Genomic DNA, 23973 nt, shown 5'->3' on the forward strand with positions numbered 1-23973 from the left:
AGATTGCCCAACAGAGGAAACCCTGTTCAGATGAAAAATTTCATCTGGGCGGCTTTTTTGAAGTTTTGGGGGACGAAGTTCTCAACAGCTCAAACGTTTTGGCTTTTGTATTTTAATCGCTTACAATACTACAATTATATAACTACAATTAAGGAGTGATCGCCTGAAATTTTCATGGGACGAAACCAAAAATAAAATGAATCAGCGTAAACATGGGGTGAGTTTTGAAGAGGCCATGCAAGTATTTAACGATCCTTTTCACATAACACGTCAAGATCGGACTGAAAAGGGAGATTTGAGGTGGCAAACGATAGGGATGTCTGACCGTATCATCATTTTATTGGTCGCACATACCTGGAATGATGAGAACAAAGAAGAACATATCCGTATTATTTCAGCACGACGTACAACCCGCATTGAAAGGAAGATGTATGAACAAATGCCTTAAATCTGCTCAAAAACCAGAAAAGCCAATAGATTTTTCAGATATTCCTGAAACCTGCGAAAAAGATTGGGTAGGCGCATCACGGGGACAGTTTTACCGCCCTATTAAAAAACAACTGACTGTGCGCATAGATGCCGATGTCCTGGAATGGCTTAAATCAGAAGGGGATGGCTATCAGTCTCGTCTCAATCGTATTTTACGGAGCGCGATGTTATCGAAAATGCAGAGCTAAAGAACACAGCCGCAATGAGTGACAGTGCCCCCCTCCCGCTCACTCCGGCCTTTGTAACACAAATCTGGGTAAAGGTCCCTTCATCCTACCCCCTCGGCACTTCAGGCCAAGTGATTTCCCCCTCCGAGGGGTCGAGGCGATGTAAGGCCACGCGATAGGCTTTCCAGGCGTTGAGGGCGTGGATTTCCTGCTCGGTGGCCATATTTAAATCGACCGCATCCTGCAGGGGCCCTATATGCTGACGGGCCTGTTCGAGTAATCCCTGTTTCTGCCCGGTCTGTCTTTTCAGACGACGCTGATTTAAGGCTTTTTGATGGAGTTCAAGGGCTTCTTCGTAGCTAAACCCCATCTGAACGAGTTGATAAGGGTGGTCCGCTGGCACATTCACATATTGAACCCCATTGTTGTCTGTCAGACTCTCAAGATACACTGCTCCGTTCATGATTAACCTTATTTTTTGGGTTGATAACGTTTGTCATAGTCAAAGGCATAAGGCATCGTCACATCTGCATAGTCTTTTCCTAAAGCAGGGTCATCCGACCCAAAGGGTTTGACCATAAATCGAATTTCAAATGCAGAGTCAATAGAAACAGAGTCTTCTTCCTTATGTTTTATTTTATCGCCTCCTGCGTATGACCATTGAAAAATTTCCACCTCTCCTTCTTCACGAGAAAACCCTAAACGATGATGAGAAAAGCTGCTCGTCACAAAATACGTGAGCCCTCCGCGTAAATAGCCTCCGCTGTAGACAGGCGAATGGTTCAATGCCCCTGCACTCAGTCCATTTATCATCGGATATTTTCCATCTACAGGACGAGCAATACAGAGCATTCTATAATTAAGCGCTTTCACCGTTTTTCGGTAACTTTGATGCAGTCGTTTGATATGGAAGTATTGAGCATCACCGCCCCAAGGCGTATCTCCCCCTTCCAATTGCACTAATAATCCTGCAAGGTGTGTGATATCTTGACCAAAAGGAAATTTTTCACGATCCGTAGCGTAGGAACGATGGATTGTCAGCCAATTATTTGCGCCCTCATTGGGCGGAAAACGCCACCAGACGGGATAATATCGCTCAGTACTCAGACCCGTTAAATCAATCGTGGTGGTATAACGCGGCTCTCCTTCCAGTTCTTTAGCTTTGACCGTCTGTTTCCAGTCGTGACATTGCACTACCCGTTCATCATCCCCTCTCATCACGGTATGTTGAGTCGTCCCGAGAGGCAGGGTGGCCGTATGACTTAATCCCAGGTTTTGGATAAATTGCGCTTTATCCGGGATGTCTGCCCCGTGGTCATTTTTGGAGAGCTTTTGAGAGAGTTGCTGTAAAATCTGAGTGCTGAAATCCCTCTCTTCTCCTAAGGCTTTGGCCAGCTCCTTTAAGGTGTCCAAGGCCTCTGGCGCCCCGTCGGTGAGCGCGTTGACCGCCCGAGTGACAAATTCGGTGGTCGCCAGTTGACGACTGCTGTTTTTGAATTTAGGCGTCGGGGCCTTAGGCTCACCCGTAAAATCAGGGCTTTTTTTAAGCGCATAAACGGGATGCGGATCCTCTTCCTCCCTGTGGTGATAGAACTCGGTGTTGAGCCTGTCTTGTCCTTCTTTTAAAAAGGTCGTGCGATTGCCCAGCTGTTGGGCCTGTCGATTGGCAATGCCCTCGGGTCCCCCTAACACAGGGTCACGGGTTTCAATTTGATAAATGCCGTCTTCCCATTGAGACAGTTCCGTCAAGTCGGTCATGCGTGGCTCCCATAAGAGTATTGGCCGTTATATCGGGCTTGTTGTGAAAAATCATAATGAAAAGGGGGATATTCGAGACTGACCAGATGACAACGCGCCGGTGCCCACGCTTTCAGGGATTTTTTGAGCATTTTTGCCTCGGCCGCCGTGATAAGACGTTGAAAAATAACGCGATAACAGGCCCATCGTTCAGGGTCGCCAGACACAGGTTGCTCTCTTCCTACGCCTTCGATGACCGTGACTTCCCCAAATCCAGGACCGCGCAACAGACTTCGGATCGAAGAGAGGGTGCCCTTGTAGCGATGCGCTCGAGCTGAGTGCTGGATCACTTCCCGTTGCGTGCGTTCATCCCAGTCACTGTGCCATTGATCGACCGATAAGGCCCATGCCAGCCAGGGGAGCAGATCGGCTGGGCACGTCTCAGGATTCCATAACCGACCGATTTCAATAGGGATTTTGCCCAGTCTGGCGGTAGCCGCTTCTATGCCCCGCTCTTCCTGAGTGGCATTCGGGGGGAGGAGGGTTTCCCTCATCTCAGCCCCCTTCAGAAACGTGGATAGCGGTCGCAAAGGCCGCCTGATGCGCTCGAACCAAAATATCCTCAGCAGGAGAGGTCATCCGCACGTTTTGCACACCGGGCTGGTGCAGGGCGGCATACAACCCGGACAAGGTGACATCAAAGCCCAGCTGATGCTGTTGAGTGGCATACTCCGTCACCTTGATTCTGGATTGTTCCGCGACAACAGATCGATCCGGGCCAGGATAAAAGGTCAGATGGGCGCTGATGTGGTATTCAATGATGTCCGCCGCCTGTACGGTGATATGGTCCGTTAATGGCCGTATCGCTTCGTGGTTGAGCCGCGCTGTGACGGCTTGAAGCAACGCGGCATCAGGGACCCCTTTTTCGTCCATACTCAACACGGTGACCCGCACTTCACCCGGCGACGGGCTGGTCACCGAGACATCCTTGACGTCACCCGAGGCGGCCAGGGTGTGATAGACATAGGCACCTATGGGCCCCGCTGTGCTGTAACCTTCCAATGATAACGGTATTCTTTGGCGGAGCCTTTCATCGTCTTCATAAGTGGCAGGGAAAGCGGGAATGGCATCAGGGTTGCCGGGGTCAATGACCAAACGGGAAACACCGAAAAGTGCGGCAAGATGATCCAGGTCCTTGCCTTTGGCATAGGCCAGCATCACTGAACGGCCCGCATCGTTGACCCGTTGCCGCAATAATAATTCACGATAAGCCGCGACTTCCAGAATTTTGCAAGCGGGATCGGATGCCACCAGGGCGGTCAACTCAGGTGCCCGATGACGCAAGTCAGCCAGCATTTCAGACAAAATACTGTCATAATCCAGGGGTTGGACCACATCAGGGTCGGGCAATATCGCCAGATGAATCGCGTTGGTCATACCACCAGTCCTTCCAGTTTGAGTTCCTTACCCTCAGGCAAATACTCCCCAACCAGATCAAAGGTGATATGTCCCTCTTTCACACGGGTGACACCCACATGTAAAAGCCTGAATCGGGGCTCCCATCGTTCCAGGGCTTCCGCCGTGGCCGCCACCATTTCAGCCATCGTGTTTTCATTCAAAGGCGCATCCACCCATTCAAACAGACGGCACCCATATTCACGGCGCATCACACGGCTGCCGACAGGGGTCGTCAGAATATCGGTGATGCTTTGGCGAAGGTGCGCGTGACCTTTCAAAATCTGCCCCGTGGTCCTGTTGACCCCATTCATTGCGGTGCTCCCGGTGTTGAGGTCGCTGCCCCTGTTTCAGGGGAACGGTGTGTATGGCTGTTGTAAATATCGCGGTCCTCTTGCATGGAACGGGTATGATCGGTGATGTCTTCTGTCGCCCTGATATGTCCCGTGACATGCACATCCCCCACAATAGAAACGCCGCCTTGAGAAATCAGGGCAGTCGTTGCGCCCTCAGGCAGCATGATTTTGAAAGCGTGCGCTTCACGGTCATAGCTCAAATCCGCCCCGTCCGCAAAACGGGTGCGGCGCACGGTGGGCCGGTTATCTGTCGCGGGAAACGGGTTTTGATATAAAGCGGGCAGCACGACCCCTAATTCTGGCTCACCGTCAGGGCACAGGAGGAGCACCTGTTCACCGATTTCCGGTGCCCAGTAATCCACATCATGACTGGCACGGGCAGTCATCCAATGAAGCCAACCCGTTTCAAGGGGCCCTGCTTCGACTTTGACCCGTGCATTGTGATAATCCGCGTCAGTAATCGTGCCGATCAAAACAATATTGGAGAGTCGGCGTTCCACTTCCGCCAGGCGTTGTAAAATGTGATTGATCATCCCAGCACCTTGTCATAAGCCATTTCATCACCGAAGTGTTCAACATCATCCGATACATACACGGTTGACGGGAGAATCCCCCCGTCCCACACGTCTTGACCGATTCGAAGTGATTGTTCCCAGGTCACGGCCCACATCGCCACGCCCTGGCGTTCCACCTGACCGCTGAACAGGTTGTCGGCTTTAACGCCCTTCGCATCCATCGTGCCTGTAACGCCCCAGCGTTGCCCGGGGATCAAAACCAGCAGGCTTTCAACGATGGCCAATGCCGCTTCATCTTTGGGTAATTGCCGGCGGTCTCCTGTAACCACAAAAGCCGCCAGTCGAAGTACGGCTTCATTTTCGCCCGTCTCCAGCATATGAACCCTGGGCGTTCCCATCAAAGCCACTCGCACAGCGGGTAACTGGGTAGCAATCCGTTTTAATTCATCCAGGTTAAACCGCCCCGGGTGGGGGGCGACTGCTTTCAGTTCAGGCAATTGGGCGTTGATTTTGTCCATAATCGCCTGGCGTAATGCGGTCAATTTCATAAAGCCCCTTGAATCAACTGATCGGCCCAATCCTCAAGGGTGTTTTGCAATTCCACGAGGTTGTCAGCACTGATACCCAGGAATTCGCGTTGTGGCATTCCCCTTTTCGTATCCCCAAACTGGTGACGGGCGGCATACATCAGGTTTGTTCCAATGTCAGTACGGCCCAATCCGAACACCGATTGAATGGAGTCGATTAAATCCCCGCTGCTTTGAAGGAGGTCTTGATGGCGGTGTCTTGATTTTGCGTACCGTGGCGACCATTGTGGCCACTTATCCCCGTCAGGGCTTTCTTTTTCATCGATGAAACGGTCAACCGTCTGCTTTTCAACCAGATTACCCAACACGCTCAGCACCTGTTGAGGATCGATGCCCCCAAGGCGGTCAAGCAGGAGGTTCAGGCGTTCAATGCCGCGAAGTTCGAGTGACGCCCCTACGCCCGCCATTAGAAAGCCCTCAATTGATGCCGGCTAAACCACCGCGTATGGGAGTGACTGCATGCCCCCTCTGTTCCGGTGGGCGTTGTTGTCTCGCTGTCGGTGACAGGTAATTCCGCTTTGCCTTGAGTAAGGCGTTCCAGCCAGGCCACGGCATCTTCATACCGTTGGCGTTTTTCTTCTGTTGTACCGCCGCCGTCCTGGGCCAGCCAATAAACGGCAATATCAACACACAGACGTTTGAGCAGGTCAGGAAAATGCATCAGGGGAAGGGGGTAACGGGTCGATAGATACGAATCCATCAACCCGCTGGCGTCAGACAAGGCATGTTCCACCGTGGTCATGTCTGCCCTGTCGTTATTATTTCGGTCCGCTATCGTATATAAAAAATCCTCACCGACTCGGTGCGTCATCTCTTCGAGGGTGGCATAAGGCATGAAACATTACCCTTCTGCGATGCGTTTTTGGTAAATAGCCCAGGCCCTGTCACGTTGTGCGGCAGTGATGTCTTGACCCATCACATTTTCGAGGTCTTTCACGGGGGGCTTTTTGTCTGGGTCAATGATGCCGATGGCTTCCACGATGTTTTCAATCCGTTCGCCGGGGGTATCGTCAACAGGCGCTTCAGCCCCTTCCATCACGCTCAACAGGGGCTCTGCCTTAATTTGTGCCCATTGGTGTTCAGTGAAATTCGAGCGTTCTATCATTTTCCCTTCTGAGGTAAACAACTCACCCGCACGGCGAAAGCCCTGCCTGTTTTTTGAACGAATAAAAAGGCGTTGATTCATGACTCACCTCTCCGAAAAAAAAGCCCCGTTTCTGGGGGTTACAGATAATCAGGCACCACCAGTTCAAATTTGCCTTTGAGTTCGTTGGATACGGGGTCAGAGCCCTCCACAAAGAGTTCGCGCTCAAGCAATTGAGTGGCTTGCTTCTCAAGAGCAGTCGGGACAACCAGCATTTTGGGTTTGATGCCCAGAGGACGCCCCCCATCCGCTTTAAACCCCCGCATGTGGCTGTAGACGGTCCAGAGGTTGTCCAAGGTTAAGGGCGCTTTCACCCCATACGCCATTTGCCAGAAGCCAAAGCCGACGTTACAGCGCAAATCGACGCCGTAGCGATACTCGCCTCGCATGAAGACCGCCTCATCCTCTTCCTGAGTCATCCTGATAAACTGGGGTTTTTTACGCTCCTGGTAAATGAGGGGCTTGAGCGCCCGGCTGGTATCCAGTAAGTACCAGGCCTCCCCTGTGTAACTGGCGTCAATGAGCACATTCGAGACACTGATATCTTCACCCTGACCGTCCATCTGGCGGTTGACAGGGTGGTCAGTATCAAAGAAGTATTGGCCGTCATAACATTCAGAATGAAAACCCGATTTCAGCAATGGAAACACCAGTTCATCTGGAAAAACGGCCGTAGCACGGCCCATTTCTTCCATCATCGGGGCGTAAATGCCCAGGTTGTCATCTTCAATGTGAGTGCGCTTGACACCCACGGTGCTTTCAAATGTCTTATTGAGGATTTGATAGCCGTGGGATGCCATGTTTTTGATCACACGGTCACCGACCCACTCACGAAAACCCGGCCATTGACCCAACCAGCCATAGGTATTGCTGGCGGTACTGGATTGAATGACCGTGGCAATTTTATTGTACTGAGGACGGGCCATCCCCAGACCTTTTTGAAAGAAAGTGTGGTAGCCCGTAAACAGGCTTTTCAATAGTGCGGGGGTCACGATAGCCATTATGCGGCCTCCTTGATTTGATTGAATTCGTCTTTATCATCCAGACCCAGCAATAAACAGGCGGCCTTGTCTTCTTCACTCAGTCCCTGGCTGTGTTTGTTGACCGCCTTCCTCTCCCAGTCGGTGTCTTCGCCCATTCTGGGGGCACACTGAAGAAACGCTCGAAAGCGTGTCAGACCCCCGTCCTGCTGACAGCAAGCCCGGTGATAATCCACCGTAGCCGGGGTAATGGCGCCCATTTTCTGGGCTTTTTCCAGTTCGTCTTCAATGTGCTGATGAAGCGCCCTGTGTTCGATTTCCCTGAGCCTGATTTCAGCGGCCTGAGCCCGATTCAATGCGGCATCGTGGTCAGCGCGGGGCACAAATTTTTCCAAAGACGGGTGACTGGCCCTGTTCAGTGCCTTGTCCTTGTCTGTTTTCATCTGGTGAATGGCGGATACCGCCTGAGCTTCAGTCGCTTGCGCTGATAGACCCAGTGCGGTACAGAGTGCCAGTGGTAAGGTCATCGCGGGTTCTCCGGCAGGTTGGATGCGCTGGTTCAGCGCGGTTAAGTGAAGGTTCGGCTGATTGGTCAAACCCGCCGAATACAGTTGCAAGATACGTTTTGTGTGCGTGTCGAAGGTGAATACCGGGGATAAATACCTGTAAGATTTCTCCTCCATGAGTGAACGGCCTTGAGGGTTCCATTCAACCCATCCCCAGATAGCCCCCCCATCACGCACTTCCAACCCTTTAATCCAACCCACTGCGGGGGCGGGATCGCCCTTGGGGGCTTTGAGTTCAGTCGCATGTTCAATATCAATAGGCAGGTCCGCGTGGTTGGCCTGAAAAGCATCCACCACCCCCTGGGGGTGATCATTGACCCAGGAACGGCCATCCCGTCCGGTGATCTGTTCACCGAAGGGGATTAATTCCACCCACAACGGCGCCCCCTTCTGGGCAGCGGTCGCTTCCAGAAGGGGCCGAAGTTCCGTGTTTAAGGCAAAAGTGTGTGTTGTCATGCCCGCTAGGGTAGCGCGGGCAAAGAAGGGAGTTCAGGTGAAAAATTTCACTTGATCGGTGGGAGCGACATTTTTGACTCGTTGTGCAAATTTAGCCAGGCACCCGACGCAGCCAGAAAAAGCGTTCTTCCAGTTTTAATGAACGGCGGTCGGCTTCGCGGACAATTCGATCCCGAGTGCCTTCATCAGCACCAGTGTCGTACGCAGCGTCGGGTTGCCCTCGGCGCTGAACGAGCGATAAAGCTGTTCGCGTGATAGACCAGTCTGACTGGCGATTTGCGTCATGCCTTTGGCGCGGGCGATGATGCCCAGAGCGTGAGCGATGAATCCTGGATCGTTTGTCTCGAACGCACCGGCCATGAAGTCAGCGATGGCTTGGTCAGATTTCAAGTGCTCAGCAGGGTCGAAGGGGGTCAGTTTTTTAGTCATGGTCATTCTCTCCATTCATCAGCGAGGCGAAGTGCGGTTTTGATGTCACGGCCCTGCGATCCTTTGTCGCCACCAAAGAGTAGGACGATGATCGCATCGCCGCGCCACTGGAAGTAAACCCGGTAGCCAGGGCCGTAGTGAATACGAAGCTCGCTTACGCCCTTGCCAATCGGTTCGGCGTCACCGAGGTGACCGTAGGCCAGCCGCGCCAGCCGCAAAGAAATGGCCGTGGTCGCCCGCTCGTCTTTGAGCTTGGTATACCATTTGCGAAAGGTTTCAGTCTGCTTCAACTCGATCATGCCATTAATGTAGTCTAAAAGTTACACGAAGACAAGCCTTTTTAGCGGATTGTGCCCACAATAGACCTGAATTCGATGTCTTTTTCTTTTCCAAAAGTTTGAGTGTGGGATAATCTGGCTTTGCCGGGGTGAACATTCCAGCCGGGGTCTATGCCTACCGGCACTTCTTCCACTTTGCCAGTACGCCTGTTTTCCCAAAGAGTGGTTTTTTGTTCTGGAGCCTCAGAGACTCCCCCTCGTTGTGACGCTTGGCGTTCGGTCATCTGCCGGACACGACACCGACACCCCCAACCATTCGGGGGTAGATGGGTATCCCAAAACGGCTCATCCACAGGAAGAATCACCCCTTCCCACTGTACGTGTTGAAGTCGATGCTCTCTTGAAGGCCCCAGTCCATACCTCAAATACGGCAATGCCGCTTTGTTCCGTTCGATACGCACCCATTGCCCCGCGGCGCGCGCGGTTCTTTCGCGGCTCTTTTGCTGTTCTTGTGTCATAGGAGACCCCGAGGGGCTTTTCCCTTCTCATTCCCCTTTTCACTGATTCAACCAGGAACTCATGGCGCTTTTACTCACGCCCATGGCTTTTGCTCCTTCTATCCCCCTATATCCTTGTTTTGTCACTCATTGAGCCCCTTCTAGCTTAAATTCAGGGCTGTAGGGGAGTTTGTGTTTCTTATCCATTTTTACACCTGTATTGATAACTTAAGTCTATCACCTGGTTTTTATCAGGTGGCCAAATTAACTATGCCACTACAGTCAGGGCACCTACACCGGCACGTACATTACCCGCACCGTGGGCACGGGCCTGAAGGCGACGTTGACGCTCGGGGAGGGTGTTGGCTCTGCTGCTGAGTCAAACGCGTATGAAATCTACGATAAACCCAGCGTTGATAGTGTGAACGTTCCTGATGAAGTTCAAGAGGGACAGCCGATTAGTCTAGTTTATAGGTTTATAAGTAATAATACGGGTAGTGATACTTCGACCTTCCAGTGGGAATGGTGGGATGAGCAGGAAAAGGTTTGGAAGAAATCTGGGTTAGCTTCAAACCAGAGTAGGTCTCTGATTCCCGACTCTAGCTATTCCGGCTATCAAGTTAGGGTTGTTATTACTCCTAAAGGAAGTAAGCGGGGCATCAAAGGGGATTTGGTTATAAGTAATTCGATAAAAATATTACCTTCTAAGCCTGAGGTTCGCAATGTAACAATTTCATCAAGGTTCGCGTGGGGTCACGACGTTCCGAAAGGCGGTTTATTTGTTATTGTAAAATATGATTTTATACATAACAACACGGGTAATGATCAATCCATTTTTCAGTGGCAATACAAAGAATATAGTACATGGAAAGACTTTAACTCGATTGAAACAATAGATAGCAAAAAATTACAATTGTCTGTTACTAAACAATTTTTGTTTTCAAGCCAAAATTTTACTTCTTATAATATAAGGAAGTATGCTCCGATCAGGGTGCGTATTACCCCTAAGGGATCTAAGAAGCAGAGCATTACGGGAACAGTAGTTGAAAAGGATATGGGATGTCTAAATCAGTTACTAAATCCTGCATCGACTTGCAGTCTGTAAAATAAACTGTGTAAATGGCATTCTAATAAAAACTTTATTGAGGATAAACAAATGCCTATCAGTGAAGAACTGATAGACCAGCTGCTTAATCTCCTCAAATTGTTCACGGGTGATATCTCTGGGGTATATTTTTCTCATGCCCAAATTATCAAGCTTCAACGTGTTTTAGTAAAGACTCTCAACAGGTTCTGAGACTGGGGGAGAGGTCCATACTGTTTTTTTGAGGGCGTATTTAGAATTAAAAAAGAAAGATTCAGGGTTGGCGATTTATGACAAAAATTGTCCGGATAATATTCCTTTAAAGACCAGTCGTTGACATCCTCAACTCACGCTTTTGAAATTATAACCAAGCAACTTAATAATGATTAAGTGATATATTTTTCAAACAAGATATCGATGTCACACTGAAGTTCTCTTTTTCCGGAGCTCTAGGCCTATGAGGAAAAATGAATGACCCAAAATATTTATGATCATCCAGAATTTTTTGAAGTCTATGCTCAGCTGGAGCGTTCAGTGAAAGGCTTAAAGGGTACCCCTGAATTGCCTGCCATTGAACGCATTTTACCGGATTTTAAAGGTCTTGATATCGTTGATCTTGGCTGTGGGTACGGTTGGTTTTGCCGAGAGGCAAGAGCAAAAGGAGCAAAGCAGTTACCCGGTCTGGATATATCGACAAAGATGTTAGATAAAGCCCGACAAATGACCCAGGATGCTGAAATTACCTATCAGATAGCCAATTTGGAAAAATTGGTTTTTTTAGAAAATCAATATGATTTGGTATATAGCTCTTTAGCCCTACATTGTGTAGAAAATTTATCCGGTTTATTAAAAACGGTGTATCAAGCCTAAAACCAAAGGGATATTTTGTTTTTTCCGCAGAGCATCCCATTTATACTGCACGAAAGCAGCAGGGTTGGCTAATCGATAAAGAGGGACAAAAATTTTGGCCCGTAAATCAGTATCAAGTAGAGGGGAAAAGGGTGACAAACTGGCTAAGTGATAAAGCAGCATCGCACTCTTGGGACTTATGTAAATATGTTAATTCAGTCTGGTTTTATAATAAAGCATCTTGAAGAATGGGCTCCTCAGAACAACAAGTGATTCAAAATTCAGCATTAAGCGAAGAGATACACCGCCCAATGATGTTTTTTCTTTCCGCTCAAAAAAATACTTAACAAAATCTTTTTAAGATCTGATCCTGTTGTTCGGATTTTTTGCTTTTGGGTTTCCAAGCCGGGATCTGGGTTAATTTTTCAAAAAAATAAAACAAAAAAATAGACTTATTGGGGATACAAAGTCAGTTAATATCAACGAGCTAAAAATATTCAAAGTATTTCTTTAAAAAACTAAAAATGCATTGGCTAATAAATTGAACTCATTAAAAAAACTGCCCACCAGCTTGACAAGTTCCAAAATTCAGTGTCCTGAGTCTGAAATGTCATATCTCCTCAAGCTGAATATGACGCGTTTCTCGAGCAAAGAGATACGTTATAGCCCCAAGAAAAAAGATAAACGCGAAGATCAAAAAGGGGGTTAAAACGATATTCTGAGACAATGATTCACTACCGATAATCGCCCCTAAAAAAATAGGGCCAATTATTTTAGCCGTGGCTCCGACTCCATAACCCAGCCCAAGACAGGTCGAGCGGATAGGATTAGGGAACATTTCCCCACCAAATGCATTGATAACCCCAAATGCACCATCACCAAACATCATCGCTATAAAAATCCCGACAAAGAAAACCCAACCCGAAGAGATCATATTTAGCCCCAAAAAAGGCAAAATGGTCGTGATCTGTATACAAAACGCAGCAATCGTGCATCCTAAAGCTCCCATCAAACCGCAGATAAAAAGTGTCCAACGCCGCCCAAGATAATCACAAGCCCATGCCGACAGCAATCGACCGATTAAATCTCCTAAAGAAAGGATCATGAATAAATTCGCCACCCTATGAATACTAAAGTTGAAAGATTCATTCAGTAGCGCTTGTCCCCAGGACTGAATAATAAAACTACCGAATAGAAAACAAAATGAACCCATAGCCACAATAGTCAGTGGTTTTCGATAGTCTTTGATCATCTTGAGATAAGACGGTTGGGCAGCAGAGACATGTTCAGGTAAATCTCCCACTTGAGTGACCGGAATAGTCATCGCCCAGGCATAGGCTTCACGCGCGTGCTGAAGGCGTCCTTTTGAGACTAAATATCGGGGGGATTCTGGGATAAATTTTGTCCATGCCAGCAAGACCACTGGGATACAACCCATCATCAAAAGACCTCGCCAGCCCAACAGGTCAGCCAGATAAAGCGTGGCGAGAGAGCCCAAAAATAACCCCAATGGTATGAACGCTGAAGTCAAACCCGTGAATAACCCCCGATTTTTGGATGGCAAAAATTCTTGTACATAGGGCACAGAAGTCACGTTCAGCCCGCCAACCGCGATGCCGACACAAATGCGCATGATGGAAAAAAAGACCCAACCATTTGCAGGCGTTAAGGCAGAGAGCCCAGTAAAGATGACCAGCATTAAAATACATGAGATAAATGATTTTTTTCGACCATATTTATCCGCGAGCCAACCCCAAACAATCGCCCCGATGACGGTTCCCAGTCCCGCTCCGGCCAGGATAACGCCAGACTGTATTGCGTTTAATGACCACTGTGGGTCTTTCATCACCAGGGTAATGACAAAACCGACCAAAAATAAGTCAAAAAATTCCAGAATACTGGCCATAATGACCATGCATATCAGGGATTTTTGATTTTTTGTCAGAGGCGCTAAATCAAGTTGTTGTATCGATGTCATATCTGCTTTTACTGAGGGCATAGAGCGTGACTCCATATATTATTTAAAGCGGTATCATATCTCGATGAGGTAACGTGTTCTGTCAGCTTGATTTTAAGCGACTAAAGTTCCGGATGTTGTTTGTGATAAACACGGTAGCTGTCGAACACCCCTTCGTCTGTATAAATCAGCAGCGCGCTGCAAGACGCATCTCTGGACGCCACTGCGGGCGCAATGGTGAAACTGGGTTTCAGCTCGTCTGCCACCGCTTTGGTGGTATCCAGGGTCTTGCCCCCTCCTGGTCCGACAACGACAGAGGTTTGCTCGTTGAATGTGAAACCCGCCAAGAGGGCGATTTCTTTTTGAGATGACTCCCCATTAAAACGTTTATAACGGTAAGCGATGTCGGCTTTTTTCAGAGACGTCTTCACTCGGGCTTCAACGATTGTCCAGACCGCGTTGTTTGCAATAAGAAACACCTTGCTGCCCAGCGCCGACAGATAAAGCCCCAATTCATTCAGTATCCCCTGCCTTGAACATATTTTCCTGGTGAAGAAAAAAGAAAATTTCTCATCATATTAACCTCGGTCTTTATACATCGGTGTCAAATTCCCGGAAGATATGGCTCTTTTTTTGAAGAGTTCAGATATAAGATTTCAGTGTGACTCCTTCCTTTATAGACTGCAATCGTGTTTGGCGTTGGTTTATTTATGACAAGATGACAACTGAGAGATAGGTCTGAGCGCAAATCATCATGATAATTTGACTTCATAATCAAGCGAGAATTTAAATAAAGTAAAGTAAAATTAAACTATAATACTAAACAAAAATGCGCTTTTTTTGAAAGTTTTTTTAGAAAAAATGTAAAAATTTTTCTTGGGTTTACTTTTAGACATCAAATTATAAAACCTAATGACATTGATAAGATTTTACTATTATTTTAAATAACTAAAAAGGATTGTATTTGGTTTAGATTTAAGTTTTATAATTTTCAGAAAAAACAAATATGAAAAGAGGTAACATGAATATAAAAATAAATTATTTAATAAAAAATTTTAAAAATGATGAAAATATTAATATAAATTTAATTAATGAAAATAAGTTTATTATTTATATAAAAAATTTTTTTTATCAAATAATAACACTTGGACTCAAAAGATCTTTATATGAGGCAAAATCAGAAGATAAAAAAGAATTATTTAATATAGCATTTTCAGTATATGCCTCTTTACCACAATCTTTTTTAAAGATAAATGAAAATTATACAAGAGATATGTATTTCTCTCCTGATAAAAAATATAAAATTCATCAATTTGGATACAAAATTTACATTAGCAAATTAAATGAAAAAAATGAAATTATTGATTCACGTACCGAAATTGCTGATTTGAGCAACCGGGATAAATTTGAAAAATTTAAAAAAAAATTCCAGGAAATTAAAAAACATGATGACTATCAAAAAAAAGTTGATAATAATTATAACATTATAAGCAAGTTAAATTATAAGGAGATTAATTTTTTATCAGATTTTAGAAAAGTCATTATTAATTATGTAATAGAAAATTATACATCTTATGTAGATCATATAGATGGTATAAATTCTAGATCTGACAATAATTTAAAAGAAAAGGTAATTTCTTTAGAAGATTTTAAAAAAAAATATAAAGAAACACCTACGCCAGAATATATTGCCATGGACGATATTGCTACTATGATGGATTATTTTTTCATCGAAAATCAAGAATTAACAAAAGAATTACTAGAAGCAGATGTTCATGAATATTATATGTATGAATTTTGTAGAGATTATAAAGACGATCATATTATGTTAAATTTTTTAGCTATATCATCCTATCTTGAGGGTGTTTATGATAAAAATAATGATTAATTTATCAGCTCAAAAAAATATGAATACAGACAAAAAAATGGCCGTGATGCGTTCAGTCGATTTTTAATTGTCGATGCCCAGAGCGTCAAAAATCCCGATACTGACAAAGACAAAGGCGATGATCTGGGGAAAAAGATTTCAAGGGATACAGCGTCATATTGTTGTGGATACTCAAGGGCTTCCTCAGGCCGTTGTTGTTACAACAGCCAATGTGACGGGTAGAGAAGGGGCACTCGATGCACTCGCAGGGCATCAGGACAATCTGAGGAAATGAAAATGCCTTTTGACGGATGGAGGCTATACAGGTGATAGGTTTGCTCTGTTGAGCAAACTCTTGGCCCAACGTCATCAATGGCAGACGTTTACGGTCATTCCTGAACGTTGGGTGGTTGAACGCTCATTGAGTTGGTTCGAAAAATGCCGGCGGCTTTGGAAAAATGGCGAACGAAAACTCAATACCAGCGTGCAAGTGGTCAATTTGGCTTTCTTGGCGGTGTTCTTAAAAAAACTCTGAATAGGTCTAAGACATTACCGGCATAAGACGCACAAAGCCGCTCGGCATCTTGACCTCTCAGCAAGAGGGCCAATCGGTAAATTTGCGGCATCGACGGGCAACTCTCTGGCTTGTAAAATACTCGCCGCGGGGGCTATAGCATATTTAGCAAAGTAAATTAGGCATCTTTCCACTATCCCTGCTCCATTTTCTGACATCAAAAAAGTCAACTCCCTCTCAAAAAAAACAGCGATTATCTTAATATTGACCTTTTTAACAGCGACATAGTATAAGTGACCTGATGAGATTGGGCGCAAATTTAAGGGTCGTTGTTTCCCAGGTGTTACCTTACCTCTTAAAATTTAACCGACTATATTTTGAGATAAGATGCACCTTTACCTTCCTCCTGTTGCTTTCTGGCAGTTACGTCATTAACGTTTTAGTTTTTCAGGCTTTTACCCTGAGAATTTTGTTAATGTCTAGGGGATAAAATTGATGAAATTATTTACTATTAATGATTTTTCACCTTATTTCACCTTGTTTCCCAAGCTTTCTAAAAGAGAAATTGAGGTTTTATCTATGTCTCGTTCTGGTTTAACCAGAAGTGAAATCGCTTTGGAATTAAACCTCAGTGTTAGTACTGTCGATAATTATTTTAACAACGCCATGCATAAGTATGAATTAGAATCATCTTGTGCATTAAGGGCGTTTTTTAATTTTGTGATACAAGACAGCTTCATAAAAATGATTATATATAAATAACTGATTTGCTCAGCTCTAGATAGTGTCGTCACGTAATAAAAAATCAGTTATGATTAAGGGAATAAAAATCCTTGTTGAGAGAATGTCAAAATGAATCTAGCCCATCGCCGTCACGATATATCGGATCATGTTTGGAGTCTTCTGGAGCCTCATCTACCAGGAAGAAAAGGGTCTTGGGGATGAATAGCCCGAGATAACCGGCAGTTTATTAATGCTGTTTTCTGGATATTGAGAACCGGCGCCCCTTGGCGTGATTGACCGCCGGATTACGGTGGTTGGAAAAATACACACCGCCGGTTTTGCCGCTGGCGTGACAAATGGCTATGGGAGTCTCTCTTGGAAGCGCTGATTGTGGAGCCGAATTTTGAATGGCTGATGATCGACGCCACTCACAGTCAAGTTCACCCTCACGCGGCAGGGGCAAAAGGAGGTCATCAGGATATGGGGAGTACAAAAGGGGGCTCAACAGCAAAATACATTTGGCCGTGGATGCGCATGGTATGCCGGTCAGAGTCATTATTACATCAGGTACCACAGCAGATTGTATACAGGCTGAAAGCTTGATTGAAGGCATCAAAGCAGAAAATTTGCTGGGGCTGGGGCTATGATAGCGATCAAATTCTCAGACAGGCTACAGAGGCTAATATGCAAGGGGTGATTCCCCCTAAAAAGAATCGGAAAATTCAACGTGAATATGATAAAGCCCTCTACAAACATCGACATCTCGTGGAGAATGTTTTTCTGCATCTCAAGCGCTGGCGGGGGATTGCTACTCGTTATGCAAAGAATACCGCCTCTTTTCTCGCTGCAGTACAAATACGCTGCCTTACTCTATGGCTCAATATTTCATGACGATACTATGCAGGAACTGGCTTTTATGAAGGGAGTCTTACTGTGGATAAAAAAATCGGGTTTACATTTCTCCCCAATTCCATTTTTATCTTCAACGAAGTTTTTATTAGAATGTGATTAACACGGCTGATTTTATATACATCCACAGAGAAACCCTCCGCATTACCAAAAAAATTGTACCCCTTGTCTCAACAAATTTTTCGGAACATAGTGATTGAGTCCATTTGTGTGACAATATTCTATCAATCCAGAGAGCGAAGTGACCCCTGTTTTTTCATAAATTCTTTGTAATCTATTCTCGATAGTTCTATGAGATAAGCACAACTTTGTCGCGATCTCTTTATTGGACAGCTTCTGAAAGGCATAAAATATGATATCCAGTTTTTTTTCTGTAAAAGTATCTACAGGAGGATTTAATGTCAGAACGGAGGACTTTAAATGACTAAAAAAATCACTGATAGAGATGAAACTGAATTTTTTAGCATAAAAAAAGTCCTACTGATCGGTCAAATATGTTAATTAGTGATCAAGACTGTTCATCATTAATAACTTTTTAGCTTGAGACATCCATTGTTGATTTTCTTTAGCATTAAAAATCACCCCCATTAAAAAACATTTGTGTACTAAGGTATAGTATGTGTATTGGATCTTTAAAAAACCGAAAATTTTTGCGTCTAATGTGGTTTTTAATGCTGTCCTTCTCTATTTTAGGGTGGTTCGTATACGCTTTATTGTCAGATAAAACATCTTGGGTCGATACTGATGGCGTTTTACATGAACCGCTGTTTGGTCTTATCCCAATCAGTTATTTTTTCGCGTTGGTAGCCATCGTGCTCGCATTATTCGATCTGGCCCTCAAATTCAGGAAATATAATTGATGTTTTTATTTATTTTTACAAATTTCAGTTAAAACAAGTAAAAGTAAATAACGCTCATTTTACCTTTTCAAAGGACTGGGCATAAATAAGCATTTTGATTTTTTTTAAAAATAGGTTTTTTTAATCCGGCCAGTAAGTGCAGGGTTGGGTGACTAGAAAAAATATAGTAATTAAATCAAAAGTATTACACGCCATAAGTTATTTGCATGAAGATAAATCGGCGTTAAAAAAGCAAGCAAAATCAATGATAAAAAATACATAAGGTATATTAATATGTCTTTTTCAGAAAAAAGTCTATTTTAGAGGACATGACATGTATTCAAGCATTTTGAACACTACCCATACGTAGCAGGGGTAAACTCGCACAATCAATTATAATTTATTTCTATCCGCTAAAATTTGTTTGATTTCTACAGGAATGACTTTAGGTTCAACAATACGAACTTGCTTATGACGTGATAGCTGTCCTTTTTCAATCATAATATGGCTCTTGGCCACTTTACACTTTTTAGAAAGAAAATGGATTAAATGTTTGTTTGCTTTATTATCAACGGGCAAGGCAGTCAGATTTATTTTAATTTCATTGTGATGAATGCCCACGATGTTATCAAACCTGGATTGAGGTTGAATATAAACATTTAATATTAAAGATTTATCTGCAAATTTTATCATGTACAAATACATTAAGAATTAAAGATGAAAACAAAAAAATTAAACCATATACAAAATCATGTCACGCAACAATCTGGAACAGAACCCCCTTTTTCAGGAAAGTTGTTAAATAATACAAAAGAGGGAATTTATAGTTGTTTGTGTTGTGATACCCCTCTTTTTTCTTCAGACAATAAATTCGATTCTAAGTGTGGGTGGGCGAGTTTTAATGAAACGATTCATGCTCAAGTCATAAAATACAATCATGATTTTTCTCATGGTATGAAACGTATTGAAGTTCGTTGCACCCATTGTGATGCTCATTTAGGTCACGTTTTTCCAGATGGCCCAAAGCCAACGGGGCAGCGTTACTGTATTAATTCTGCCGCATTGAGTTTTACTGATAAAAAGTCAGGAGAAATCATAGAAGGTTAAATAAATAATATTATTAAACCTAAGATTCCTGATTTGCCGATTTTACTCTGAGAATCCAGTTTTCCGTGTCTTACTGAACTCTCGGTCCCCCGCCCTAATGCTGTAGCCTCGAATACGGTTTGTGGTTTTTCCTCATTGGTAAAAAACCGAAGCCAGTTGACAGTAAAAATGCGAATATTCGCCTCAATGTCGCTTAGAGTCTGTGTTTTCGGTGATGACAATATGTCTGACATTAAATTCTAATAGATTCAACAGAATTAATCATTATTAAGCAAATAACCAACATAAAAATTACGGTCAATTTCAAAAATTCCCCGGAAAATTTTTACCAATAAATCTTATTTTCATAGATAGTGTCCTGAAACTTTGATAATAGGATGGAGAATAGTAAAAAGCCCTCTGAGTTAAAATGTGGAGTATTGAAAGGTGTCGAGAAAGGTTATTGATGAAAATATGTGGGAAACACTATATCAATTCTTACCCGCGCCTAAAGGCAGACATGGAAAGGATGACCGTTTATTTTTAGAGGCGGTCTGCTGGATTATAAGGACGGGTGCGCCGTAGAGGGATTTACCGCCTGATTATGGGGACTGGAAAAGTGTCTATAATCGCTATAGCCGCTGGGTTAAGTAAAGTGCACTTCAATGAAATAGTTGAGGTGTTAAAAAAAGAGGGCGATCACGAATGGGCTATGATTGATGTAACGATTATTCGTGCTCATCAGCATTCATCGGGAGCAAGAGGGGGCAAGAGTTTCACGGGGTTCAGTACGAAAATTCATGTAAAGGGGACGCACTTGGAAGACCATTGAAGTTTATTTCAACGCCAAGACAAATGTCAGATATGATTATGTTTTTTGTGATTTTCATCATAATCTACGCGCCTAACCGCTGTTGCATGCAAACCAAAATTATCCATTATTCGTTTTGTCGACTTTCCATTCGGGGGTTTTGCAAAAAAAATATTATACAGTTCATCTCCGTGTTTTCCTTCTGTCAAGCTTAGAGTCTCTTTATTGGTAACATCTTTTCGTTTAATCTTCTGGGGAAGCTCTCCATAAAAACCCTTCTCTTTGGCAACAACCCCATATTGATGTGCTGTAACTTCATTGGCAAAAACCGGTGATTTTTTATCACGAAAATTTAACATGAATGTCCACTTATTTGCTTTATATTTATTATAAAAATATAGCTTTTTCGATATTACATGATACTTTTTGATTTATAAAAATCATTTTATATAAATCTATTAATTAGATGATTCAATCAACTTATAAGGCGTTAGCCATAAAATTTAATAACAACAATCTTTAACAGCGCCATATAACCCGATGTTTTTATAAGTTGTTTTTTGACCACCCGTAAAAATGAGCGCTTTTTGTAATTTTTTTTAATTTAAAAACGTAAAATACCCTAAATTTATTTAACAGCATAAAACATAAAAAAAGGTAAGTATTATGAGTTTATTTTTATGTCTAAATTGCCTAAGTTCCAATCGAACGACTAAAAATTCAATTCAGTCTCAAAAAGCAAAAACAGGGATCTGGCAACAGTTCAAAAAATTTTTTGTAGGGATCAAAAACTTAAAGACCTATATAAAATCTGTTGTGTCAGGAAACGGCGCCTATTCAAAAGAGACCGGAAAATCAATGGCAGGCGCAGCGTTAAACACGCTCACAGTTGAAAGCAGATCAAAAGAATCATTAAATCTTATTTCAAACAGCGAAAACAAATTTTACGCCAAAGCCGCAAAAGAATGCAAAAAAAAAGACGAAGGATACTTAAAAGCAATCCAAACAGCCACAAATCCTGAATTTTTAAATGCAAAAGAAAAAAGTGTCAAAGATAATTCGACACGTGGCACTCATCATACCTCTATTCAGAGCGGGGATAATCATACTTTAGTGCCTAATCCTTCCAGTTCAGTTTCTTCAAATGCGGCTGTTGATCCTACAATTGGAGCAAAAACAATCTCTGATTCTTCAGAAGTGCCTAAAAATGTTGTTACTACGTTGAATGGCAAAAATAAAAAGCTTCAAACAGAAAGTAAAAGTTTAGACAAAAATTTCCTTGAAAAACTTTTTACTGAATATTACGGGAAAAGGGCTTTGAGAAGGCATCATTTCCTCTTAATGTCGAAAAAACAGCAGTATGGTTTTACTGTGGTGCCGCACACATTACAGTAAATGAAGCTCTGAGAAATGGTGAAGTTATGAATGAAGCAGATACCTTCTGTTCATCAGGGGCTTAGTTCTGCTTTTGAGGTAAAATCTGATAATCAAAAACTGGAAAAGACTTACAGAGGTGTGAACGGTCCTGATAGTTTTGATAAAATTTCAGAAGGAGAATCTACGAGTGATACAGGATATCTTTCAACGTCCCGTAAATTCCAAGTCGCTCAAAGGTTTAGTAAATCTCTTTCGGCTGAAACTCGTGGGTCAATATCAGTCATTTTCGGTAAATCAGGTATGGATATTAGTGACGCATCTATGTTTAATAATAGTGAATCTGAAGTTCTTTATAGGAATAATACAGAAATGACACTTCTATTTTCTGGAATCAATAAAAAAGATGTTAAATTTAGAGTTCTGCAGGAGAAGAATTTACCTGATGAAACAGGAACTGAGAAAAGATTAGTAGATGCATTGGATTTAAATATTTCTAATCTAATGATAAACACAAATAGGAGCCTGTTGAAGATTTTGTTTAAACGCCTTTTTTAAAATCTTAAAAATAATATTAATTTCAATCTATAATTAAAATAACTTTGTTAACAGTGCTATGCCTCAAACTCATAGAACTGTCTGACATTCATAAAGACAGCCCTCTTGATGAGTAACCGAATAACGCCATTCTTAAGCGGTCAGAAAAATAAAACGAGCCTGTACCCAAATCTGGTTACAGGTCTATTTATCTTGGCCCTTCGGCACTTCCGGCCAGTCTATTTCCCCCGTCTTGGGATCAACGTCGATCAATGAACAGAGCTAATTTTAGATTGGCACTACAGTTGGAGTATACTGGTGAGTGGCTTTTTCTTGAAAACCGTGATCGCCAAAATCCGAAACAGGAACTGTGTGACCGTGATAAGCAAGAGTTGACATCGCTTCTGATATTTCATTGATGTTTGTGGAAATCAAAGAGGATCGACGATTTGCTTCACGTAAACCTTCCTGACAGGCCAGATTTATTAACTCTTTTATGTTAAAATCAGAAGCAGAAATATTTTCTTTTTTTAACATGTCATACACTTCTTTAAGTGTGAAATCAGGTTTTATGTTTTTTGGTATAATGTCAATTGTTTTTTTAACTATGTCTATTTTTACTTCATAGACTTCATTGTTTCTGGTTTCAATTTGTTGGATATTTTCATTAATTATTTGATCAATTTTGTTAGGGTTTTCTATTAAATCGTCTTTTATGCTGGAAGCTTGTTTATATAAATTTTGGTTCGCTTTATCTCTATTTTTTATTGTTTCGTAAATTTCAAATAAAACTTGACGTGTCTCTTTGGGAAGATTTTTATCTAAAAATTTTGTGTAAAACATATCACGCACATTAGACTTATCGATAGGAATATCTTGATATAAATTATTTTTAGTGAATGCTGCTTCGGAAAGATGAGCAGCACAGCTTTTTTTTGAGAAACGCTTCTCAATTTTACTGAGAAGCGTTTTTCTCAAATTCTCTTTTTGAGTCAAACCCCTTGATAAAGCATCAGAAAAAGAGGAAATTAAAAGATCGAATTTTGAATCACAGTAATCGACGAGACTATCAGCGAAGACATTGATGTGATAGGTATCACTCCCCAATGTTTTTTCTTGATTCATCATTGCATCAATATAATCACTTTCGTTTTCATGAAGGTATAATTTCAAGGTAGCATGCGAGCTTTTTATTTGACCAGAATTTTGATGAAAATTCTTAAAAACCCGGATGAATTTAGACTTAATATGGTGTTTGAGTTTTAATTCAAATTGGTCTGTAGGAAGTTTACGTATGTTGGTATAAATATCTTCTCCGTCACTATCTTTACCAGTATTGAACCAAACTGCTCTGCGAGGCGTCAGTGATTTCCAAAAATTTAAAGTTTTTTCCCCATAAATTTGAATGTTTAATTGATTGTTTTCACCCAGATTAAAATTCATTTTTTTCTCATATTTTGAAATTTGGGGTGTCAATTTCAGTTCAGTTTCTGGGAGTTGTTTTATGGCTGTGGCAGGAGAAAAAAGTTGTGTAAAAAAGGTATGTATAAACACGGTTTGTTTTCCTTATCTTAAAATTAAAAAAACGCTTTTTTTAAAAAATTCATGTTGATGAATCAATATTTTTTTGAATCAAAATATATGATTTTCATTATTTAAGCTTTTTATCTATCTGGATTTCTTATTGAAATTTAATGCGAACTGATTTTAACCGTTATTTTAGCGCATTAAAGTGATTTACGCTTATTATTTCTTGTATTTTTTAAA

The 23973-nt window shown here is 42.9% G+C and carries 30 protein-coding genes and 4 pseudogenes; 13 read left to right on the forward strand and 21 right to left on the reverse strand.

Annotated features, from left to right (window positions below; genetic code table 11):
- The first annotated feature begins 196 nt into the window (after positions 1 to 196).
- Positions 197 to 448 (forward strand): BrnT family toxin, encoded by a 252-nt coding sequence (locus tag AACL23_RS05715; protein WP_100096837.1) that lies wholly within the window; start codon positions 197 to 199, stop codon positions 446 to 448.
- The gene (locus AACL23_RS05720; protein ID WP_320410216.1) at positions 432 to 677 is read left to right on the forward strand and encodes a BrnA antitoxin family protein; all 246 of its coding nucleotides are present in this window, start codon (positions 432 to 434) and stop codon (positions 675 to 677) included. The genes AACL23_RS05715 and AACL23_RS05720 overlap by 17 nt, the downstream gene beginning before the upstream one ends.
- 85 nt (positions 678 to 762) lie before the next feature.
- Here the strand turns inward: AACL23_RS05720 and AACL23_RS05725 are convergent, their stop codons facing one another.
- The 15 genes from AACL23_RS05725 to AACL23_RS05795 form a co-directional block, all read right to left on the reverse strand.
- A complete protein-coding gene (locus AACL23_RS05725) occupies positions 763 to 1119 on the reverse strand; it encodes a tail fiber assembly protein (RefSeq protein ID WP_100096998.1) in 357 nt (118 codons plus the stop codon).
- A gap of 8 nt (positions 1120 to 1127) precedes the next feature.
- A complete protein-coding gene (locus tag AACL23_RS05730) occupies positions 1128 to 2414 on the reverse strand; it encodes a hypothetical protein (RefSeq protein WP_339050632.1) in 1287 nt (428 codons plus the stop codon).
- Positions 2411 to 2947 (reverse strand): phage tail protein I, encoded by a 537-nt coding sequence (locus AACL23_RS05735; RefSeq protein WP_339050634.1) that lies wholly within the window; start codon positions 2945 to 2947, stop codon positions 2411 to 2413. The genes AACL23_RS05730 and AACL23_RS05735 overlap by 4 nt, the downstream gene beginning before the upstream one ends.
- Before the next feature lies 1 nt (position 2948).
- Entirely contained in the window at positions 2949 to 3830 is an 882-nt protein-coding gene (locus AACL23_RS05740) for a baseplate assembly protein (RefSeq protein WP_339050636.1), read from the reverse strand.
- Positions 3827 to 4162, reverse strand: a complete 336-nt coding sequence (locus tag AACL23_RS05745) for a GPW/gp25 family protein (RefSeq protein ID WP_015874477.1) — start codon at positions 4160 to 4162, stop codon at positions 3827 to 3829. The genes AACL23_RS05740 and AACL23_RS05745 overlap by 4 nt, the downstream gene beginning before the upstream one ends.
- Positions 4159 to 4704 (reverse strand): phage baseplate assembly protein V, encoded by a 546-nt coding sequence (locus tag AACL23_RS05750; RefSeq protein ID WP_339050638.1) that lies wholly within the window; start codon positions 4702 to 4704, stop codon positions 4159 to 4161. Before AACL23_RS05750 ends, AACL23_RS05745 begins: the two co-directional genes overlap by 4 nt.
- Positions 4705 to 4733: 29 nt before the next feature.
- Positions 4734 to 5267 carry a phage protein Gp37 gene (locus tag AACL23_RS05755; protein ID WP_339050640.1) on the reverse strand — a complete coding sequence of 178 codons (534 nt, stop codon included), beginning with the start codon at positions 5265 to 5267 and terminating at the stop codon, positions 4734 to 4736.
- Entirely contained in the window at positions 5264 to 5713 is a 450-nt protein-coding gene (locus AACL23_RS05760) for a phage virion morphogenesis protein (RefSeq protein WP_100096842.1), read from the reverse strand. The genes AACL23_RS05755 and AACL23_RS05760 overlap by 4 nt, the downstream gene beginning before the upstream one ends.
- Positions 5713 to 6141 (reverse strand): DUF1320 domain-containing protein, encoded by a 429-nt coding sequence (locus AACL23_RS05765; protein ID WP_339050643.1) that lies wholly within the window; start codon positions 6139 to 6141, stop codon positions 5713 to 5715. The genes AACL23_RS05760 and AACL23_RS05765 overlap by 1 nt, the downstream gene beginning before the upstream one ends.
- A 6-nt stretch (positions 6142 to 6147) precedes the next feature.
- Positions 6148 to 6492, reverse strand: a complete 345-nt coding sequence (locus AACL23_RS05770; RefSeq protein WP_100096844.1) for an HI1506-related protein — start codon at positions 6490 to 6492, stop codon at positions 6148 to 6150.
- 38 nt (positions 6493 to 6530) lie between these two features.
- Positions 6531 to 7451, reverse strand: coding sequence for a Mu-like prophage major head subunit gpT family protein (locus AACL23_RS05775; protein ID WP_339050645.1), 921 nt, complete (start codon positions 7449 to 7451; stop codon positions 6531 to 6533).
- On the reverse strand, positions 7451 to 8368 hold the full coding sequence (locus tag AACL23_RS05780; RefSeq protein WP_339051604.1) for a phage protease: 918 nt from the start codon (positions 8366 to 8368) through the stop codon (positions 7451 to 7453). The genes AACL23_RS05775 and AACL23_RS05780 overlap by 1 nt, the downstream gene beginning before the upstream one ends.
- Positions 8369 to 8587: 219 nt before the next feature.
- Positions 8588 to 8887, reverse strand: coding sequence for an addiction module antidote protein (locus AACL23_RS05785; protein ID WP_015874484.1), 300 nt, complete (start codon positions 8885 to 8887; stop codon positions 8588 to 8590).
- Complete coding sequence (locus AACL23_RS05790; protein WP_100096848.1) at positions 8884 to 9180, reverse strand: type II toxin-antitoxin system RelE/ParE family toxin; 297 nt, start codon at positions 9178 to 9180, stop codon at positions 8884 to 8886. The genes AACL23_RS05785 and AACL23_RS05790 overlap by 4 nt, the downstream gene beginning before the upstream one ends.
- A 41-nt stretch (positions 9181 to 9221) precedes the next feature.
- Positions 9222 to 9677, reverse strand: coding sequence for a phage minor head protein (locus AACL23_RS05795; RefSeq protein WP_339050649.1), 456 nt, complete (start codon positions 9675 to 9677; stop codon positions 9222 to 9224).
- 322 nt (positions 9678 to 9999) lie between these two features.
- Between AACL23_RS05795 and AACL23_RS05800 the strand changes: the two genes are divergently transcribed.
- A complete protein-coding gene (locus tag AACL23_RS05800; protein ID WP_339050651.1) occupies positions 10000 to 10761 on the forward strand; it encodes a hypothetical protein in 762 nt (253 codons plus the stop codon).
- A 450-nt stretch (positions 10762 to 11211) separates the two neighbouring features.
- Positions 11212 to 11936: pseudogene (locus AACL23_RS05805) on the forward strand (class I SAM-dependent methyltransferase).
- A gap of 263 nt (positions 11937 to 12199) precedes the next feature.
- Here the strand turns inward: AACL23_RS05805 and AACL23_RS05810 are convergent.
- Together AACL23_RS05810 and AACL23_RS05815 are read right to left on the reverse strand one after the other, a co-directional pair.
- The gene (locus AACL23_RS05810; RefSeq protein ID WP_100096850.1) at positions 12200 to 13588 is read right to left on the reverse strand and encodes an MFS transporter; all 1389 of its coding nucleotides are present in this window, start codon (positions 13586 to 13588) and stop codon (positions 12200 to 12202) included.
- A gap of 80 nt (positions 13589 to 13668) precedes the next feature.
- On the reverse strand, positions 13669 to 14058 hold the full coding sequence (locus AACL23_RS05815) for an iron-containing alcohol dehydrogenase (RefSeq protein WP_234817409.1): 390 nt from the start codon (positions 14056 to 14058) through the stop codon (positions 13669 to 13671).
- A gap of 509 nt (positions 14059 to 14567) precedes the next feature.
- On the opposite strand from AACL23_RS05815, the gene AACL23_RS05820 reads away from it, so the two are divergent.
- The 4 genes and pseudogenes from AACL23_RS05820 to AACL23_RS05835 all read left to right on the forward strand — a co-directional run bounded on the left by AACL23_RS05820 (position 14568) and on the right by AACL23_RS05835 (position 17541).
- Positions 14568 to 15434: a hypothetical protein gene (locus tag AACL23_RS05820; RefSeq protein WP_234817410.1), complete on the forward strand. Its 867-nt coding sequence runs from the start codon at positions 14568 to 14570 to the stop codon at positions 15432 to 15434.
- A 27-nt stretch (positions 15435 to 15461) separates the two neighbouring features.
- Positions 15462 to 15948 (forward strand): annotated as a pseudogene (locus AACL23_RS05825) (transposase); the annotation flags it as partial.
- A 474-nt stretch (positions 15949 to 16422) separates the two neighbouring features.
- Positions 16423 to 16689 (forward strand): helix-turn-helix transcriptional regulator, encoded by a 267-nt coding sequence (locus tag AACL23_RS05830; protein WP_171967838.1) that lies wholly within the window; start codon positions 16423 to 16425, stop codon positions 16687 to 16689.
- Between the two features lie 90 nt (positions 16690 to 16779).
- Positions 16780 to 17541, forward strand: a pseudogene (locus tag AACL23_RS05835) (IS5 family transposase).
- Between the two features lie 162 nt (positions 17542 to 17703).
- Here the strand turns inward: AACL23_RS05835 and AACL23_RS05840 are convergent.
- Positions 17704 to 18030: pseudogene (locus AACL23_RS05840) on the reverse strand (helix-turn-helix transcriptional regulator); the annotation flags it as partial.
- Between the two features lie 200 nt (positions 18031 to 18230).
- Between AACL23_RS05840 and AACL23_RS05845 the strand changes: the two are divergent.
- Positions 18231 to 18419, forward strand: a complete 189-nt coding sequence (locus AACL23_RS05845) for a DUF3955 domain-containing protein (RefSeq protein WP_234817529.1) — start codon at positions 18231 to 18233, stop codon at positions 18417 to 18419.
- Positions 18420 to 18791: 372 nt separating this feature from the next.
- On the opposite strand, the gene AACL23_RS05850 is transcribed toward AACL23_RS05845, so the two are convergent.
- Positions 18792 to 19103, reverse strand: coding sequence for a DUF167 family protein (locus AACL23_RS05850; RefSeq protein ID WP_015874499.1), 312 nt, complete (start codon positions 19101 to 19103; stop codon positions 18792 to 18794).
- 12 nt (positions 19104 to 19115) lie between these two features.
- Between AACL23_RS05850 and msrB the strand changes: the two genes are divergently transcribed.
- Together msrB and AACL23_RS05860 are read left to right on the forward strand one after the other, a co-directional pair.
- The gene (gene msrB, locus AACL23_RS05855; RefSeq protein WP_015874500.1) at positions 19116 to 19505 is read left to right on the forward strand and encodes a peptide-methionine (R)-S-oxide reductase MsrB; all 390 of its coding nucleotides are present in this window, start codon (positions 19116 to 19118) and stop codon (positions 19503 to 19505) included.
- Positions 19506 to 20103: 598 nt separating this feature from the next.
- Positions 20104 to 20316, forward strand: coding sequence for a hypothetical protein (locus tag AACL23_RS05860; protein WP_171967839.1), 213 nt, complete (start codon positions 20104 to 20106; stop codon positions 20314 to 20316).
- 26 nt (positions 20317 to 20342) lie between these two features.
- Here the strand turns inward: AACL23_RS05860 and AACL23_RS05865 are convergent, their stop codons facing one another.
- Entirely contained in the window at positions 20343 to 20654 is a 312-nt protein-coding gene (locus AACL23_RS05865) for a hypothetical protein (protein ID WP_234817411.1), read from the reverse strand.
- Positions 20655 to 20961: 307 nt separating this feature from the next.
- Between AACL23_RS05865 and AACL23_RS05870 the strand changes: the two genes are divergently transcribed.
- Together AACL23_RS05870 and AACL23_RS05875 are read left to right on the forward strand one after the other, a co-directional pair.
- The gene (locus AACL23_RS05870) at positions 20962 to 21690 is read left to right on the forward strand and encodes a hypothetical protein (protein ID WP_339050660.1); all 729 of its coding nucleotides are present in this window, start codon (positions 20962 to 20964) and stop codon (positions 21688 to 21690) included.
- A gap of 30 nt (positions 21691 to 21720) precedes the next feature.
- Entirely contained in the window at positions 21721 to 22227 is a 507-nt protein-coding gene (locus AACL23_RS05875; protein ID WP_015874505.1) for an ADP-ribosyltransferase, read from the forward strand.
- A gap of 267 nt (positions 22228 to 22494) precedes the next feature.
- Here AACL23_RS05875 and AACL23_RS05880 read toward each other — a convergent pair whose 3' ends face one another.
- Positions 22495 to 23334 (reverse strand): hypothetical protein, encoded by an 840-nt coding sequence (locus AACL23_RS05880; RefSeq protein WP_339050663.1) that lies wholly within the window; start codon positions 23332 to 23334, stop codon positions 22495 to 22497.
- Between the last annotated feature and the right edge of the window lie 639 nt (positions 23335 to 23973).

Origin of the sequence: Candidatus Williamhamiltonella endosymbiont of Tuberolachnus salignus, from assembly GCF_964019775.1 — a bacterium.
Lineage (GTDB): Bacteria > Pseudomonadota > Gammaproteobacteria > Enterobacterales > Enterobacteriaceae > Hamiltonella > Hamiltonella defendens.